Below are 17,373 nucleotides of genomic sequence, written 5' to 3'. Positions count from 1 at the left end.
TGGTCAATGACGGGAACGAGACGATCAAGCGAGGGGCTCGACGCCCGCCGCCGCAAGCTTCTGTTTCGGTCCTGGCATCGCGGCATGCGCGAAATGGACCTCATTCTCGGCAGTTTCGCAGACGCCGAGATCGGCGCCTTGACCGGCGACGAACTCGACCAATATGAGAGGCTCCTCGATGTTCCCGACACCGAATTCCTGCCCGTGATCACCGGCGAACGCCCGATTCCGGCAAATATCGATTGTGCCGTCCTGCAAAAAATCCTGGCGTCGCGCCAGACGATGACATTCTGAACGACGTGTAATCCATGAGCCTCATTCCCTCGATCGGCCTGCCGAAAGGCCGCGCCGGCCAGTTCATCGTCGACGGTGTCGCCGACGGTTACGAAGCCTTTGCGCTGGTGCAGGCGGCACACGAGATCGCGCCCGACAAGCCGGTGCTGTTCGTGGCCCGCGACGGCCAGCGCCTGCCTTCGATCGTCGAGGCGCTTTCATTCGCCGCGCCTGGCCTGCCGGTGCTCGAACTGCCGGCTTGGGACTGTCTGCCCTACGACCGCGTTTCGCCCGGGGCGGATGCTGCGGCAAGGCGGCTCGATGCACTCACAGCGATGATCGCGCTGGCGAAGAAACCACACCGCGCCGTCATCCTCACCACAGCCAATGCGCTACTGCAGCGCATCCCGCCGGCAAGCCTCGTCGAGGCGCAGATGTTTCACGCCGAACCCGGCAACCAGATCGACATGAATGCACTGGTGTCGCGGCTGGAGATTTCCGGGTTCGAAAGGGTGCCGACCGTGCGCGGGGTCGGCGAGTTTGCCGTGCGCGGCGGCATTCTGGACCTGTTCGCACCGGGCTGGACGGAAGCGCTGCGGCTCGATTTCTTCGGCGACACGCTGGAATCGATCCGCGTCTTCGACGCCGCCACGCAGCGCACCACCGGCCAGCGCAAGTCGATGGCGCTGCAGGCGATGAGCGAAGTGGCGCTGACGCCGGAGACCATCAGCCGCTTCCGCCGCAGCTACATCGATGCCTTTGGCGCACCCTCGCGCGACGATGGGCTGTATGCGGCGGTCAGCGAGGGACGGCGTTTCGCCGGCATGGAACATTGGCTGCCGTTCTTCTACGAGCGGCTGGAGACGGTGTTCGACTATCTGCCGGACGCGCCTGTCGTGTTCGACCATCTGGCGCATGAGGCGCTGGCCGAGCGCCATGCGCTGATCCTCGACCATTACGAGGCGCGCAGGAAGCAGGCCGACGGCGCGCTGAAGGACGCCGTCCCCTACAAGCCGGTGCCGCCCGACCTGCTTTATTTGTCGCCCGAAAACCTCATCGCCTCGCTTGGCCCGCGCGAAGGGATCGACTTCACGCCGTTCGACGCGCCCGACGCCGGCGCCAAGAAAATCTTCCATGCCGGCTCGCGGCATGGCCGCAGCTTCGTCGAGGAACGCGCCGATCCCAATGTCAACGTCTTCGACGTCGTCGTAAAACACATTGCCAATGAGCGGGCCGCTCGCCGCCGCGTCGTCATCGCCGGCTGGACCGAAGGTTCGCTAGACCGGCTCGGCCAGATCCTGGCCGAGCATCACCTCGGCAATCTCAGGCCGGTCGCCACACTGGCCGAGGCGGAAAAGCTCGAACCGGGGCAGGCGGGACTTGCCGTGCTGCCGCTCGAATCCGGCTTCGAGACCGAGAAACTGGTCATCATCGCCGAGCAGGACATCCTGGGCGACCGGCTGATCCGTCGTTCGAAGCGCAAGAAGCGCGCTTCGGACTTCATCGCCGAGGCCTCGGCGATGTCCTCCGGCGACATCGTCGTCCATACCGATCACGGCATTGGCCGCTTTATCGGACTGCGCACCATCGAGGCGGTCGGCGCGCCGCATGATTGCTTGGAAATCCATTATGCCGGCGACGACCGGCTGTTCCTGCCGGTCGAGAACATCGAACTTCTGTCGCGCTATGGTTCGGATTCGGCCGAAGCGACATTGGACAAGCTTGGCGGCGGCGCCTGGCAGTCGCGCAAGGCGCGGCTGAAGCGGCGGCTGCTCGACATGGCCGGGCAGTTGATTCGCATCGCCGCCGAGCGGCAAATGCGCGCCGCTCCTTCGCTGGTGCCGGCGGACGGTCTCTATGGCGAATTCGCCGCGCGGTTTCCCTATGAGGAGACCGACGACCAGCAGACGGCGATCGATTCGGTCATGGGCGACCTGGGCGCCGGAAAGCCGATGGACCGGCTGATCTGCGGCGATGTCGGCTTCGGCAAGACGGAAGTTGCGCTTCGCGCCGCCTTCATCGCGGCGATGGAAGGCTTTCAGGTCGCGGTGGTGGTGCCGACGACGCTTCTCTCGCGCCAGCATTTCAAGACCTTCTCGCAGCGCTTCTCCGGCTTGCCGATCCGCGTCGCCCAGGCTTCGCGGCTGGTCGGCGCCAAGGAACTGGCAGAGACGAAAAAAGGTATCGCCGAAGGCACGGTCGACATCGTCGTCGGCACTCACGCGCTGCTCGGCTCGTCGATCTCGTTCAAGAATCTCGGCCTGTTGATCATCGACGAGGAACAGCACTTTGGCGTTAAGCACAAGGAACGGCTGAAGGACCTGAAGAGCGACGTACATGTGCTGACGCTGTCGGCAACGCCGATCCCGCGCACGCTGCAACTGGCGCTGACCGGCGTGCGCGAACTGTCGCTGATCGCCACGCCGCCGGTCGACCGCCTGGCGGTGCGCACCTTCATCTCGCCCTTCGACCCGCTGGTCATCCGCGAGACCCTGCTCCGGGAACGCTACCGCGGCGGTCATTCCTTCTATGTCGTGCCACGCATCAGCGATCTGGCGGAAATACATGATTTCCTTCGTGAATCCGTTCCAGAGCTGAAGGTGGCTGTCGCTCACGGCCAGATGCCGCCTGGCGAGCTCGACGACATCATGAACGCCTTCTACGACGGCCAGTACGATGTGCTGCTGTCGACAACCATTGTCGAATCCGGCCTCGATATCCCGACCGCCAACACGCTGATCGTGCATCGCGCCGATATGTTCGGCCTGTCGCAGCTGTACCAGCTGCGCGGCCGCGTCGGCCGCTCGAAGGTGCGTGCCTATGCGCTGTTCACGTTGCCGGCCAACCGCAAGCTGACCGACACCGCCGAGCGCCGGCTGAAGGTTCTGCAGTCGCTCGACACGCTGGGCGCCGGCTTCCAACTCGCCAGCCACGATCTCGACATTCGCGGCGCCGGCAATCTTCTCGGCGAAGAGCAGTCCGGCCACATCAAGGAGGTCGGCTTCGAGCTTTACCAGCAGATGCTGGAGGAAGCCGTTGCCGAGGTGAAGGATTCCGGCGAGGTGCAGGATGGCGGCTGGTCGCCGCAGATCGCCGTCGGCACGGCGGTGATGATCCCGGAAAGCTATGTTCCGGACCTGCAGCTGCGGCTGGCGCTCTATCGCCGCCTCGGCGACCTCGAAAACACCGAGGAGATCGACGCCTTCGGCGCCGAGCTGATCGACCGCTTCGGACCGTTGCCGGAGGAAGTGAAGCATCTGCTGAAGATCGTCTTCATCAAGGCGCTCTGCCGCAAGGCCAATGTCGAAAAGCTCGATGCCGGACCAAAGGGCGTCGTCATCCACTTCCGCAAGCGCGAGTTCTCGAACCCCGTCGGACTGGTCACGCTCATTGGCGAGCAGGGCTCGCTGGCCAAGATACGGCCGGACCACAGCGTCGTGTTCAGCCGCGACTGGCCGACCCCTGAAAAGCGTCTGGCCGGGGCCGCCGTCGTCATGACGCAATTGGCCCGGCTGGTGGAGAAGGCTGCCTAGCAAGGCGTTGCTGCTGCTTTGGCCAACGACTACGCCGGCAGTTCCGGCGCATCACGGCCATTCGCCACACGTCCAAATCCGGTCTAGAATAGGAAATCGGCTTCGTGTATGGAGCCGCGATCCCCATTTGGGGGGCGAAATGGCGGGCGATAGCACCCGCTGGAAAGAACGTTGGGTGCAACGATGACGAAATGGTCGCCGAATTCGTGGAGAGCAAAGCCGATCCAGCAGGTTCCTGCCTATCCGGATCTTGCCGCGCTGAAGAACACGGAAGCCCAGCTCGCCACCTTTCCGCCGCTGGTTTTTGCAGGTGAGGCACGCAAGCTGAAGAAGCAGCTTGCGACCGTCGCTGCCGGTGACGCATTCCTTTTGCAGGGTGGCGATTGCGCCGAGAGTTTTGCCGAGCATGGCGCGGACAACATCCGCGACTTCTTCCGCGTCTTCCTGCAGATGTCTGTGGTGCTGACCTTCGCCGGCGCGCAGCCAGTGGTGAAGGTCGGCCGTGTTGCCGGCCAGTTCGCCAAGCCGCGCTCGTCCGACAACGAGACCAAGGGCGGCGTGACGCTGCCCAGCTATCGCGGCGACATCATCAACGGCATCGAGTTCGACGCCAAGTCGCGTATTCCCGATCCCGCACGCCAGGAGATGGCCTATCGCCAGTCGGCGGCGACGCTCAACCTGTTGCGCGCCTTCGCCCAGGGCGGCTATGCCAGCCTCGAGAACGTGCATCAATGGATGCTGGGCTTCGTGTCAGACAGCCCGCAGGGCGAGAAATACGAGTCGCTCGCCAACCGCATCACCGAGACGATGGATTTCATGAAGGCTGTCGGCATCACCTCGGAGACCAATTACGCGCTGCGCGAGACCGACTTCTACACCAGCCACGAGGCGCTGCTGCTCGGCTATGAGGAGGCGCTGACCCGCGTCGATTCGACCTCAGGCGACTGGTACGCGACCTCCGGCCATATGATCTGGATCGGCGATCGCACCCGCCAGCCCGACCATGCCCATGTCGAGTACTGCCGTGGCATCAAGAACCCGCTGGGCCTGAAATGCGGCCCGTCGCTGACGCCGGACGGCTTGCTGCAGCTCATCGACCTGCTCAATCCGGAAAACGAGCCCGGCCGGCTGACGCTGATCGCGCGCTTCGGCTCCGACAAGGTCGCCGAGCATCTGCCGAAGCTGGTCCGCGCAGTGAAGAAGGAGGGCCGCAGCGTGGTGTGGTCGTCGGACCCGATGCATGGCAACACGATCGAGGCCGCCGGCTACAAGACACGGCCGTTCGACCGCATTCTGAAGGAAGTGCAGAGCTTCTTCGAGGTGCATCGCGCCGAAGGCACGCATCCGGGCGGCATCCATATCGAGATGACCGGCAAGAACGTCACCGAATGCACCGGTGGCGCCCGCGCCATCACCGCCGAGGAGCTGCAGGATCGCTACCACACCCATTGCGACCCGCGCCTCAACGCCGACCAGGCGATCGAACTGGCGTTTCTGGTGTCGGACCTGCTCAAGAAGAGCCACCCGGTTCAGCACAAGCAGGCCGTTAACGGCTGATTTCAGTCACCATCGGAATTCACGATAAAGAAGCGCCGGAGAAATCCGACGCTTCTTGATTCCACGCGCCTAGCGATAAACTGGTTGCAAAAGGCAATTGGTTATGTGCCTTTGTGCCGGGACAGAACGGAGGCACCAATGGCCAGGATCGTCTACGCCATGCTGATGTCCCTGGACGGCTACATCGCCGGGCCGGACGGAGACATTGCCCTTCCGGTACCCGAAGGGGAGCTGCACCGGCATTTCAACGACATGATGAGGCAGACCTCGATCGCGCTCTGTGGACGCCGGATGTACGAGATGATGCGCTTCTGGGACAGTCCGGACCGAGAGACCGGTGCCGAGATCGAGCAGGATTTTGCCCGCGCCTGGCGCGGGACCCCGAAGATCGTGTTTTCGACGACGCTTCGGGAAGTCGGACCTAATGCCCGTCTGGCGAACGGCGATGTCGAGAACGTGGTGAGATCTCTCAAGTCGGAAGCGGATGGCGAGATCACCGTCGCCGGCGCCGATCTTGCCGCGCTTCTCGCACGATCCGGTCTCATCGACGAGTACAGGCTCTACATGCACCCGGTCGTGCTAGGCGGCGGCTAGCCGTACTTCCAGTCCGGCCTGTCGCTGACCTTGAGGCCGCTTGGTAAGGAAAGCCTTACCCAGGGCGTGACGCTGCTGCGCTACGCACCCGCTGGTTGAGTCGTGGCCCGACGTCGTTTTGGCGAGAGCGGAGGTTCGTCAGCCAAGGACGAATTCGCACAGATGACCCGAAGGCGACGCCCACACGTCAGATTCTGAATGGCAGCTCTGCGCCGCATGTCGGCCGTAGAGATCAGATTTGCCGCTTTCCGAAAGCAGACATCGCCGGTGGCCACGTTGGAGGTCGCAGGCGCGCCATGAGCCGACCTTGGATACCGTGATCCTCGACGACTTGTCTCACCTCGATAGCGGACGAGATCATTGTTGATGGTCGCGAGCCCGGATTACGACCGCGAAGCGGTCAGAAATCCAAATCCATATCGTGATGATGATGCTCGTGACCGGGAAGCTCCGGCGGCGGCGGGCCAGGCACTTCGGCCACCATGGCCTCCGTCATGATGAGGAGGCCTGCCACCGAGGCTGCGCCCTGCAGCGCCGTTCGAACCACCTTGGCCGGGTCGATGATGCCCTTTGACACCAGATCCCCGTACACGCCCGATTGGGCATCGTAGCCATAGGCGTTGTCGTCGTTTTCGAGGATCCCGGCGATGACGACCGAGCCTTCCAGGCCGGCATTGATCGCGATCTGCCGAGCCGGCCAGGTGATCGCCTTCCTGACGATCGCGATGCCGACCTGCTGGTCCTCGTTGCTGCCCTTGAGCTTCTTGAGCGCCCTGCCGGCGCGCAGCAAGGCGACCCCACCGCCGGGGAGAATGCCCTCTGCAACCGCGGCTCTTGTCGCGTTCATCGCGTCATCGATGCGATCCTTCTTCTCCCTGACTTCGACTTCGGTTGCACCGCCGACCCGGATAACGGCGACGCCACCGGCGAGCCTGGCCAGCCGCTCCTGGAGCTTCTCGCGGTCGAAATCGGAGGTGGTTTCCGCAAGCTCGAGCTTGATCTCGGCGATGCGGGCCTCGATTCTTTCCCGCTTGCCGGCGCCGCCGACGATCGTGGTGTTTGCCTTGTCGATCATCACCTTCTTGGTGCGCCCGAGCATATCGAGGGAAGCATGCTCGAGCTTGATACCCATATCCTCCGAGATCACCGTTCCGCCTGTCATCAGCGCGAGATCCTGCAGCATCGCCTTGCGGCGGTTTCCGTAGGCCGGCGCCTTCACGGCTGCAACCTTGAGAGCGCCGCGCAACTTGTTGACCACCAGCGCCGCAATCACCTCACTCTCGACATCCTCGGCGATGATGAGCAGCGGCTTGCCGGCCTGCACCACCTTCTCCAGCAGCGGCAGTATTTCGTTCAGACTGGACAGTTTCTTCTCGCTGATGAGGACATAGGCATCCTGCATCTCGACCCGCATCTTTGCGCGATTGGTGATGAAATGGGGCGAGATATAGCCGCGGTCGAACTGCATGCCCTCGACGAATTCGAGTTCGGTTTCGAGCGACGTCCCGTCCTCGACAGTGATCACGCCGTCATTGCCGATCCTCTTCATGGCGTCGGCGAGGCAGCGGCCGATCTCCCTGTCGCCGTTGGCCGAGATGGTGCCGACTTGCGCAATCTCGACGTTCGAGGTGACCTTCGTGGCGTTGTTTTTGAGTTCCGCGACGACGGCTTCGACCGCGAGATCGATGCCGCGCTTCAGGTCCATGGGATTCATGCCGGCGGCCACCGCCTTGGCGCCCTCCCGGGCGATCGCATGCGCGAGCACGACGGCGGTGGTCGTGCCGTCGCCGGCCTGATAGGAGGTTTTTGTTGCTATCTCGCGCACCATCTGGGCGCCCATGTTCTCGAACTTGTTGTCGAGTTCGATTTCCCTGGCGACGGTCACGCCGTCCTTCGTGACCCGCGGCGCGCCGTGCTCCCTGCCGATCGCGACGTTGCGCCCCCGCGGGCCAAGCGTGACGCTCACCGCATTCGCCAGGGTGTCAATGCCGCGCAGCATTCTGTCGCGAGCCTCGAACGAAAACATGATCTCCTTGGCAGCCATTTCCTTGATCCTTAAGACCTAATCTACGGGGAACGGCGAAGCTTCATTCGGCCGCTCAGGCGAGATTGTCCCGTGGCAGCCCGAGCCGATTCCAGACATCGGACAGAGCTGCCGCGAGCCGATCAATCATGATGTCCTCATGACAGGGTGTCGGCGTGATGCGCAGCCGCTCAGTTCCCTTTGCTACGGTCGGATAATTGATCGGCTGGATATAGATGTCGTGCTCGCTCAGCAGCAGGTCGCTCGCCGCTTTGCAATGCGCCGGATCACCGACGGCCACCGGAACGATATGGGTGTCGCTCAGGATGACCGGCAGCGCAGCCGCACCCAGCGCCGCCTTGACCCGCCGGACGCGGTCCTGCTGGCGCTTGCGCTCCCACTGCGAGGTTTTCAGATGCCGGATCGCCGCTGTGGCCGCGGCGCAGATCGCCGGCGGCAACGCGGTGGTGAAGATGAAACCCGGAGCATAGGAACGAACCGCATCGATCAGCACAGCACTTCCCGTGATATAGCCGCCGAGGCAGCCGAAGGCCTTGGCGAGCGTGCCTTCGATCACATCGATCCGGTTCATGGCGCCGTCGCGCGCGGCGATGCCGGCGCCGCGAGGGCCGTACATGCCCACAGCATGGACCTCGTCGAGATAGGTCATTGCGCCGTAACGATCGGCGATATCGCAAATGCGATTGATTGGCGCGACGTCGCCGCCCATCGAATAGAGACTTTCGAAGACGATGAGTTTTGGCCGATCCGGACCCGCCGTCTTCAACAATTCCTCGAGATGATCGACGTCGTTGTGGCGGAAGATGGTCTTCTCCGTACCGGACTGGCGGATGCCCTCGATCATCGAATTGTGGTTGAGCGCATCGGACAGGATCAGACAGCCGGGGACCAGCTTGGCGATGGTCGAGATGCCGGTCTGGTTCGAGACATAGCCGGACGTGAAGACCAGCGCCGCCTCCTTGCCGTGGAGATCAGCAAGCTCGCCCTCGAGTTCGACCAGCGGATGATTGGTGCCAGCGATGTTGCGCGTTCCGCCGGCCCCGGTCCCCATCCGGGTCGCCGCTTCGATCATGGCTGCAACGACCCTCGGGTGTTGTCCCATCCCGAGATAGTCGTTGGAGCACCAGATGACGACGTCCTTCGGTCCTTGCGGGGAGTGCCACACGGCGTGGGGGAATCGGCCTGCGATCCGCTCGAGGTCCACGAAGACCCGGTAGCGCCGCTCCTCCTGCAGCCGCGCGATGGCGTCGGCAAAGAACCCGTCATAACTCGTGACGCCGGCCTCCCAGGACTGCCATCGGCTATCGCTCATGCTCCCCCCAATTTCCGGTCGCCGCAGATCTCGATCTCTCTCATCGCGCCGACCTTTGGTTACACCTCACAATTTGCCTTATCTGCAACTCTAGCTAAGGCTTCCTTCATTCATCGGGCTGCGCCATGATTTTGCGCAGCGTGTCGGCAATGAGACTGGCCGGCGTGTCGACGTCCAGGCCTCGGACGAATTTGCCCTGAGGATCCATAATGTAGATGTAAGTACTATGGTCGACGACGTAGTCTTCGGCGCCCGCTTCAGTTTTGTGGCGCGCGCTATAGGCGCCATATCCCTGGGCAACCGCGGCGATCTGTTGCGGACTGCCGGTGAGTCCGACGATCCTTGGATCGATCGCCCCGGCGTATTTCCCCATCACTTCAGGCGTGTCGCGTTCGGGATCGACGGTGATGAAGAGCGGTTGCAGTTTTGCGGCGTCGGGGCCGAGTTCCTCAATCGCCGCGGCGATTGAGGACAGCGTCGTCGGACAGATGTCGGGACAAGAAGTATAGCCGAAGAAAACCAGCAGCCATTTGCCGCGATAAGTCTCATCGGTGACCGTCGTTCCGTCCGGCGCCGTAAGCGTGAATGAGCCGCCGACCGTCACGGGCGAGTCAGTCCGCGCGAGCGGTTGGCAGATCGACAGGGCCGCTGCGAATATGATGCAGAAGCGGGATAGGGACCGTAGGCCCGGAGCGAGGAGTTCATGACGTCGGCTCATCAAGTACCTCCGGTACCTCGAGAAAGACGCTCCAAAACCCGCGACGTTTGCAACTAGCAAACTCGCCTAAACTGCCGAACCTTATCATGTTTTTTTGCTGAATGGCTAGACATGGTACTGGTTTGGCCCTATTTTAGAAAGTTGCCCCTCGTCCTAATGAAGGAGGTGGCGTCTGTGACGATTCGCGAATTGATGAGCGGGCTGGCGGCGATCGCTTTCGTTGCGACAATGTCCGCGCCAACGCAAGCCTACGAAGAGAGTCCGGTCACGGGAGGCGGAACGATCGAGGGTACGGTCGTCTACCGCGGGGACGTGCCGACAACAAAGATCATCCCCACCAAGGATGTCGAGGTGTGCGGGGCCCCCCGCGAGGAGCCGCTGATCGAGGTCGGAGGCGATCAGGCCGTGCTGAACGCGGCGCTGTACCTGGTCGACGTGGCAAAGGGAAAAGCCTGGCCGGAGCCCGGCAAGCCGCCTGAGCTTAACAACCTCAAATGCCGCTTTGAACCCGCGGTTCAGATGATACCGGCCGGTTCGCTGGAGGTGGTCAACAGCGACCCAATGCTCCACAACACCCATGGCTATTATGGCAAGCGCACCGCCTTCAACCTGGCGCTGCCCAATAAGGGCCAGCGCATACCCGTCGAACTGAAGCGCGCCGGCACAGTCCGCATCGACTGCGACGCGCATGGCTGGATGGAAGGCTGGGTCTATGTGGTGGACAATCCCTACTACGCGATCACCGGCGCCGATGGCAAGTTCAGCATCCCCGATGTACCGCCTGGGGACTACAAGCTCGTGGCGATCCACCCCTTCACCGGACCCATCGAGCAGCCCGTAACGGTAGAGGAGAATAAGGCCACCAGTCTGACGATTGAACTGAAAAAATAAGAAAATGGGCGACCCACTGATGCAACAGGGTCGCGTTCCTGTGAGAAGACCGACGCTTTAAGAAACGGTCTGCACTGAGGAGGAAACCTGATGTCTGACGAGCTTGACCGCATTCGGCGCGAAATGCATGCGGTGCTGCAGCCGCCTGGAGTGCGCCCCGACGACTCGCTGCAAATCACCCGTCGCACCTTTATTCACAGATCGCTGCTGTTCGGCGCCGCTTCCGTCGGCCAGACCTTCGCGTGGTGGCCGCTGCTCAACACCATCGACGTTGCTCACGCCGCCGAAGCGCCCTTCAAGTTTGCCTGGATTTCGGACACCCATCTCTACGAGAGATCCCTCAACACGCGCTTCGTCGACAAGGTAGTGCGCGCCGTGCAAGAGGTCCAGGCCATGGATCCGCCGGCCGACTTCCTGATCTTCGGCGGCGACCTGGCCCAACTCGGAAAGATCGAGGAACTCGAGCTTGGCGTCGATCTCCTCAAGGATCTGACGATCAAGAAGTACTACATCCCGGGCGAGCATGACTGGTATCTGGATATGGGCAAGAAGTGGGGCGAGTTGTTCGGCCAGCCCAACTGGACCTTCGACCACAAGGGCGTGCGCTTCATCGGGCTCGATACGGTCAGCCGGGGACCGGACTACTGGACAGTGAAGAAGATGACGCCAGAGGAGCGCATGGGCCATATGGCGACCCTCGACGGCACGGTTGCCGGCGCGTGGGCAGGCGTCGGCCCCGACCAACTCGACTGGATGCAGAAGACGCTCGCTGACTGGGATAAGTCCAAACCGATCGTCATCTTCAGCCATAATCCGCTCTACGAGTACTACCCGCCCTGGAACTTCTGGGTGCGCGACTGGCGCGAAGTGAATGAGGTGCTGAAGCCTTATACCAAGGTCACCAACATCCATGGTCACGTCCACCAGGTACTCTATAACGAGATCGGGTCCATGCGCTCGATCGGCATGCTGGCGACCTCCTGGCCCTGGCCCTATGCCCCGGAGGGCGTGCCCAAGCTCACCAAACCAATGATCCGGGCCGACCCCGGCGATCACTTCGATGGGGTTGGCTGGGAAACCGTGAACGTGAACGCCGACGACAAGGTCGACGTCGAGTATATCATGTGGGGCCGCAAGGAGGTTTTCGTTCAGTCGGACCCGGATTCCTCGCTTAGTCAGCCCGAGAAGTTGCGACCGCGAATGGCCGACAATATGTGGCCATACTAAGGGAGGGCCATACTAAGGGAGGAATGGCGATGACAATCAGAGCGATTCTCGGCACGTTGTGCCGTCCGTTCTCCGTCGCTGCGATTGCGGTGGTCGCCGTCGTAGTCGGCCCCAGCAGTGCCCACAAGGCACCTCACACACCGGAGCAGTTGAAACTATTCGACGAGGTGCTCATGGAGGAGGTCAGGAAGGGCGACCTCTTGTTCCATGGCGATGCGGCGACCGCCAAACAGATGAACGTCGTCCTCTCCAAGACGGGAATGGCCTGCGCAATGTGCCATCCCATGGCCTCCGACACCCACCCGCAGTCCTACCCGAAGTTCCAGGTTGAAATCAACAAATTCGCGACGCTACGCGACATGATCAACTGGTGCATCGAGAAGCCCAATCAGGGCGAAAAGATCGAGTTCGATTCGGAGGCAATGAAGGCCTTGGAAGCGTACATCCTCTGGTCGAACGCCGGCTCGGTGTTAGTCCCCGGCAAGCATTAGTTCTTTCGGCTTGGCGCGGGCTGCGTAGGGGACGAGCTGCGCCGGAAGATATCTGAAACCGGCAACCGACATCGGGTGGTCTCGATGCCGGCAAAATTGGGAGTATTGAAAAGTCGCGCGGCTCAAGCGCGCGTGATGGAAGAGGCGCGCCCGTGGAAGAAACATTGCGTGGCAAATTTGCCGGTATCGACCTGGATGAACTGGTCGACTGGCCGGTTGTGCGAACTTGGCTCTATTGGGGCATGTTCTGGCTCTTGGTCACACCGTCGATCGGTGTGGCGCTGTCGGGCCTCTTCAATTATCCCGATTATCTAGGCACTGCCAACCTGGGACTGACCTTCGGCAGGTTACGGCCGGTCCACGTCAACGGCGTCATCTTTGGCGCGTTTTCCTCCCTCTTCATCGGCGAATGCTACTACTTGGTGCCGCGCCTCTGCGGTGTGCGGGTGCCCTGGCCGCAATGGGGCGTACCGCTGGCCTGGCTGTGGAATGTCTCCGTGGCGGCGGCGCTCATCTCGTTGCCGTTCGGCGAAAACCACGGCCTCGAAGCGGGCGAGTTCCCGCTGTTCGCGAAAATCCCGATCTTCTTCGTTGTCGCCGCGGCGACCGCACAGTTCCTGATCACCATCGCCCGACGTCTCGAGCCACCACTTTATGTCGCACTCTGGTATCTGATCGGGGCTTTCGTCTGGACGACGATGAATCTCGTACTGGGCATCATCCTGCCCTACACGATTTCTGGCATAAACAGCGCGGCCTTCCACGGCCTCTACCTCCACTACATCGTCGGATTGTGGATCACGCCGGCGGGTTACGTGCTGATCTACAATTTCTTGCCGATCAGCGTGGGCAATCCGATCTATGGCCACAAGCTCTCGCTTGTCGGCTTCTGGTCCCTCGCCCTGTTCTACCCCTTTGTCGGCATCCATCATTATCTTTACAGCCCGATCGCCGATTGGGCCGAGACGATCGCGATCGTCACTTCCATGCTGCTGATCATTCCGGTTTGGACGGTGCTGGTGAACTTCTTCGGCACGGTGATGGGCCGCTGGAACGCCTTCGGCAAGAATCTCCCGGCGAAATTCCTGATCATGGGAGCGCTGATGTACCTGGCAGGGTGTTTCCAAGGCTCGACGGAGGCCTTGCGCTCGATCCAGCAGCCGACCCATTTCACCGATTTCGTCATCTCGCACTCGCACCTCACTGTGTTCGGGACGTTCGTGGTCTGGGCAATGGGCGGCCTGGTCTATGTCTGGCCGCGGGCCTGTGGGCGCGAGCTTTGGTCGTTCACGATGGGCAATTGGGCATTTTGGTTGATTACCGTCGGTATCTCCACCATGGGCCTGGTGCTGACCGCCGCCGGACTGCAGCAAGGCTTCCAGTGGATGGCCGGCACCGAATGGCTCGACACGGTTATCTCGATGCGACCCTATTGGCTGGTGCGTACCGTGGGTGGCATAACCATGGATATCGGGATGACGCTTCTCGTCATTAATCTGATGATGACGGCGCTGACCCGCCCCGCCGAAGTGGCGGAAGGTCCGGCATTCGGTTCGGCACCGGTTCCGGCTGGCGGGGCAAACCGATGAGCGCGCGATTCGTTACGCTAGTAGCCGGCATTTTTTTCTTCTTCGCCGCCCTCATCACCCAGGGCTTCCTGCCATTTTTCGAACCCTCGGCGCGAACCAACCGGGTTACTGCCGTGGTCCGCACCGATTTCGGCCAGCTCAAATGGATGATGACTGAGGCCACCGATTACACGCCGCTGCAAAAGCTCGGTCGCGCCGTGTATCTGCGCGAAGGTTGCTGGTATTGTCATTCCCAGTACGTGCGCCCGGTGACCGGCGAGACACGCCGCTGGGGTCCGGTGACCGAGTCAGGCGAGTTTGCCTACGACGTGCCGCACCTGTTCGGCACGCGGCGCATCGGACCCGATCTGATGCGGGTCGGACTTAAGTTCAGTGACGAGTGGCATCTCGCCCATTTCTGGAATCCACGCATGCTCTCCCCGGATTCGATCATGGCACCGTATCGCGGACTGTTCAACGAGCCCGAGCAGCCGGTCAAGATCGTCGATGATGGAGCCGGCAATCGCACGCTGGAAAGGACGTCGGTTTCCGAGGGGCTGTTCGACTTCGCGAGCAAGGAGCAGATCAAGCTCACGCCCAATGCCGACGGGCTGCTGTTCGTGCCCATGCAGGCGCGCGGCAAGGCCCCAGTCATTGTGATACCGAACGAGGAGTACAAAGGCGACGCGGTCAAGATCGCCGCCGAGACGAAAGACCTAGAAGGCCTGATCGCTTATGTCCAGAAGCTCGGCATGGATCGCGGCAAATGGCGCGATCTTTTTGAACCGCAGCAGCTTGAAGTGACCGAAGTCACATTCCCGCGTTCGAGTGAATGGATCGCCCATGGCCGCGAGGTCTATAAGCGGCGATGTCTCGGTTGCCACGGCCTGAATGGAGACGGCAATGGGCCTGCTGCGACCTTCCTTCACATACAGCGCCCGCGAAGCTTCGCGGCTGCTGTGTTCAAATTCCGGCTGACCAAGGAACCACTACCGACTGACGGTGACCTCCTGCGCACGATCACCCGCGGGGTACGCGGCACGGCGATGCCGGCCTGGTATGAACTGCCTCTCACGGATCGGCTCGCTGTCATCCAGTACATCAAGTATGAGCTGGCCGTGGACCGCTCCGATCCGGCCCAGCCTTATGCATTCTTCATCGAGGAGCCACCTGGCCCTCCGCTCTACATCGCAAAGCCGCCCACCGTTTCCCAGGCAATCCTCGAGCGCGGCAAGGAAGTGTGGCAGATCGCAAAATGCTGGGAGTGCCATGGTCAAGGCGGAAAGGGCGATGGCCAGAAGGCTGCCGGGCTGAAGGACGATCTCGGTTTTGGCATTGTGCCGGCCGACCTCACCGGCGGCCAGTTCAAGTCGGGGACAGCGGTCGAAGACATATTCCGCACCATGACGACCGGGTTGAGCGGCACGCCTATGCCCTCCTATCGGGACTCGTTGCCCGAGGAGGACCGCTGGGCGCTCTCGTATTACGTCCTCGCACTTTCGGCCTATAAAGACCCGCTCACATTGCAGGCGCTGACGATCAGCGACACGGATCGCGCGGCGCTTAATGATCTGACGCTGGAGGCGGCTTCTCCGGACAAGGCTTATGTTCCGGGCGGGGTGCCGGCGCAGAACACTTCTGAACTCGGCGAAGGTAACGGCGGATCGGTGACCGAGAAACAAAATGCTGCCGAAGGAGGCTGAGTTATGCTCGGATTTGAGGTCACCGGACCCTACGTGAGCGCGTTGCTTATGAGCCTTGGTGCGCTCTGTGTCTTTATTTGGGGCGTGCTTTCAGGCGCCTTCCACGGCGCCGATGAAGCGGCCACCAGATTCTACGAAAGGGAAGCGGAAAATGACAACGCCAAGCACACAGCAGAGTGACGGTCCGTCTCACGGTTCGGACCCCGACCACGAGATGGAGGAGTACGCCGGCGGCACCGTCCAGTCGCGACACGGGTATATCCCGATATGGCTGCTGGTCGTCTACGCGGTTCTTTTCGTCTGGGCGCTCTATTACGCCTACCTTTATTGGGGCGGAGTCGGACCGGGAAGGATCGGCTAGAGAGCACGGTCGCGCACGCCAGGTGATGGCTGACGAGTTGAGTGAAGGAGCAGGAGATGCTGATAGCCAAGATCGTAATGGGTTTAGCGATTCTGAATCTTTTCCTACTGTTCTCCGCGCTCGCTTTGAACGTTTCCCTTGTTTATTTCGGCTGACCAGGAGGAGGCGTATGCTTGCAGATACCGTTTTCTCGTTCGCAAATGCGAGTCCATTCCAAGTGATCGCCTTTGTCGGCGGCGCGATAGCGCATATCGCCTTCTTCGTATGGGTGGTTTACCTCGTGCGCCATTAGCGGCGCGGAGCAACACTGATCGAACGGTGCGTCGGCAGGAGGTCTGCCAATGACCTATTACCTCGTGATCTTCGCCGCTGGGTTCGCGGGCAGCTTTCACTGCATCGGCATGTGCGGCGGCTTTGCCTGCGCGCTGGGCCACGATCAGCGAGGGGGAGGCGCAACCGTCCTTCGCCACCTGCTCTATAATACCGGCCGATTGACAACCTATTGCTTTCTGGGCGGGCTCGCAGGCGCGCTCGGTCAAGTCATCTGCACCACGCAGGATCTAACGGCGCCGCCGCTCTTGAACGGCTCCCTCGACATCGCCCAGCGAATTCTCGCGATTGGCGCTGGCCTGCTCATGATTGCCATGGCATTGCAGTTCTTCGGCTTGTTGCAGGTCTTTCACCGGCTTGCTATCGGATTTGGCCGCAGCACATTTGCAGTGTCCCTGCGCAGCCTGCTGACAGCCCGGAGCAGCGCCGCACCGCTTGCCTTTGGCGTGTTCAACGGCTTCCTGCCATGTCCCCTCGTCTATGCCTTCGCCGCCCAGGCGGCGAGCACCGCTGGAGCGCTTCCCGGGGTTCTCGTCATGGCATCGTTCGGACTGGGAACCTTCCCTGCGATGTTGATGATGGGCGGCGTCGGCCGGATACTCGGGCCAGCCTGGCGGCTGCGCGGCGTGCGGCTGGCTGGTGGCTTTATTCTTTTGCTTGGTCTCATCACGCTTGGCCGTGGTCTCCTACCTTCCGACGCGCATATCGGCCTTGCTTGGCTGGGCGGACATCCCGCATGACTGCGCATGGCAATATCTTGTGTAGCCATTG

16 protein-coding genes are annotated in these 17,373 nt (G+C 61.8%); 13 read left to right on the top strand and 3 right to left on the bottom strand.

Annotated features, from left to right (window positions below; translation table 11 throughout):
• Positions 1-6 precede the first annotated feature (6 nt).
• From AC0L14_RS08920 to AC0L14_RS08905, 4 genes are all read left to right on the top strand, one after another.
• Entirely contained in the window at positions 7-294 is a 288-nt protein-coding gene (locus tag AC0L14_RS08920) for an FAD assembly factor SdhE (RefSeq protein WP_123145930.1), read from the top strand.
• A 14-nt stretch (positions 295-308) separates the two neighbouring features.
• On the top strand, positions 309-3,806 hold the full coding sequence (mfd, locus tag AC0L14_RS08915; protein WP_473749200.1) for a transcription-repair coupling factor: 3,498 nt from the start codon (positions 309-311) through the stop codon (positions 3,804-3,806).
• A 183-nt stretch (positions 3,807-3,989) separates the two neighbouring features.
• Positions 3,990-5,363, top strand: coding sequence for a class II 3-deoxy-7-phosphoheptulonate synthase (locus tag AC0L14_RS08910; RefSeq protein WP_473749219.1), 1,374 nt, complete (start codon positions 3,990-3,992; stop codon positions 5,361-5,363).
• A 138-nt stretch (positions 5,364-5,501) separates the two neighbouring features.
• Positions 5,502-5,957 carry a dihydrofolate reductase family protein gene (locus AC0L14_RS08905; RefSeq protein WP_473749199.1) on the top strand — a complete coding sequence of 152 codons (456 nt, stop codon included), beginning with the start codon at positions 5,502-5,504 and terminating at the stop codon, positions 5,955-5,957.
• A 400-nt stretch (positions 5,958-6,357) separates the two neighbouring features.
• On the opposite strand, the gene groL is transcribed toward AC0L14_RS08905, so the two are convergent.
• The 3 genes from groL to AC0L14_RS08890 all read right to left on the bottom strand — a co-directional run bounded on the left by groL (position 6,358) and on the right by AC0L14_RS08890 (position 10,031).
• Positions 6,358-8,001 carry a chaperonin GroEL gene (gene groL, locus AC0L14_RS08900; RefSeq protein WP_473749198.1) on the bottom strand — a complete coding sequence of 548 codons (1,644 nt, stop codon included), beginning with the start codon at positions 7,999-8,001 and terminating at the stop codon, positions 6,358-6,360.
• 55 nt (positions 8,002-8,056) lie between these two features.
• The gene (hemA, locus tag AC0L14_RS08895; RefSeq protein ID WP_473749196.1) at positions 8,057-9,313 is read right to left on the bottom strand and encodes a 5-aminolevulinate synthase; all 1,257 of its coding nucleotides are present in this window, start codon (positions 9,311-9,313) and stop codon (positions 8,057-8,059) included.
• 106 nt (positions 9,314-9,419) lie between these two features.
• Positions 9,420-10,031, bottom strand: coding sequence for an SCO family protein (locus tag AC0L14_RS08890; protein ID WP_473749194.1), 612 nt, complete (start codon positions 10,029-10,031; stop codon positions 9,420-9,422).
• A gap of 192 nt (positions 10,032-10,223) precedes the next feature.
• Here AC0L14_RS08890 and AC0L14_RS08885 point away from each other — a divergent pair, with 192 nt between their 5' ends.
• From AC0L14_RS08885 to AC0L14_RS08845, 9 genes are all read left to right on the top strand, one after another.
• Positions 10,224-10,922, top strand: a complete 699-nt coding sequence (locus AC0L14_RS08885) for a carboxypeptidase regulatory-like domain-containing protein (RefSeq protein WP_473527007.1) — start codon at positions 10,224-10,226, stop codon at positions 10,920-10,922.
• Between the two features lie 90 nt (positions 10,923-11,012).
• The gene (locus AC0L14_RS08880; protein ID WP_473526992.1) at positions 11,013-12,149 is read left to right on the top strand and encodes a metallophosphoesterase family protein; all 1,137 of its coding nucleotides are present in this window, start codon (positions 11,013-11,015) and stop codon (positions 12,147-12,149) included.
• Between the two features lie 23 nt (positions 12,150-12,172).
• Positions 12,173-12,640: a c-type cytochrome gene (locus AC0L14_RS08875; protein WP_473749193.1), complete on the top strand. Its 468-nt coding sequence runs from the start codon at positions 12,173-12,175 to the stop codon at positions 12,638-12,640.
• Between the two features lie 164 nt (positions 12,641-12,804).
• Positions 12,805-14,229, top strand: coding sequence for a cbb3-type cytochrome c oxidase subunit I (locus AC0L14_RS08870; RefSeq protein ID WP_473749192.1), 1,425 nt, complete (start codon positions 12,805-12,807; stop codon positions 14,227-14,229).
• The gene (locus AC0L14_RS08865) at positions 14,226-15,911 is read left to right on the top strand and encodes a cbb3-type cytochrome c oxidase subunit II (RefSeq protein WP_473749191.1); all 1,686 of its coding nucleotides are present in this window, start codon (positions 14,226-14,228) and stop codon (positions 15,909-15,911) included. The genes AC0L14_RS08870 and AC0L14_RS08865 overlap by 4 nt, the downstream gene beginning before the upstream one ends.
• Before the next feature lie 3 nt (positions 15,912-15,914).
• Positions 15,915-16,091, top strand: a complete 177-nt coding sequence (locus AC0L14_RS08860; protein WP_404282276.1) for a hypothetical protein — start codon at positions 15,915-15,917, stop codon at positions 16,089-16,091.
• A complete protein-coding gene (locus AC0L14_RS08855) occupies positions 16,063-16,272 on the top strand; it encodes a hypothetical protein (RefSeq protein WP_473526989.1) in 210 nt (69 codons plus the stop codon). Before AC0L14_RS08860 ends, AC0L14_RS08855 begins: the two co-directional genes overlap by 29 nt.
• A gap of 169 nt (positions 16,273-16,441) precedes the next feature.
• Positions 16,442-16,564: a hypothetical protein gene (locus AC0L14_RS08850; RefSeq protein ID WP_276316467.1), complete on the top strand. Its 123-nt coding sequence runs from the start codon at positions 16,442-16,444 to the stop codon at positions 16,562-16,564.
• 49 nt (positions 16,565-16,613) lie between these two features.
• Entirely contained in the window at positions 16,614-17,342 is a 729-nt protein-coding gene (locus AC0L14_RS08845) for a sulfite exporter TauE/SafE family protein (protein WP_473749190.1), read from the top strand.
• The last annotated feature ends 31 nt before the right edge of the window (positions 17,343-17,373 follow it).

The organism is Mesorhizobium sp. WSM4841, from assembly GCF_055811515.1.
This window is presented reverse-complemented; position numbering and strand designations above follow the sequence as displayed.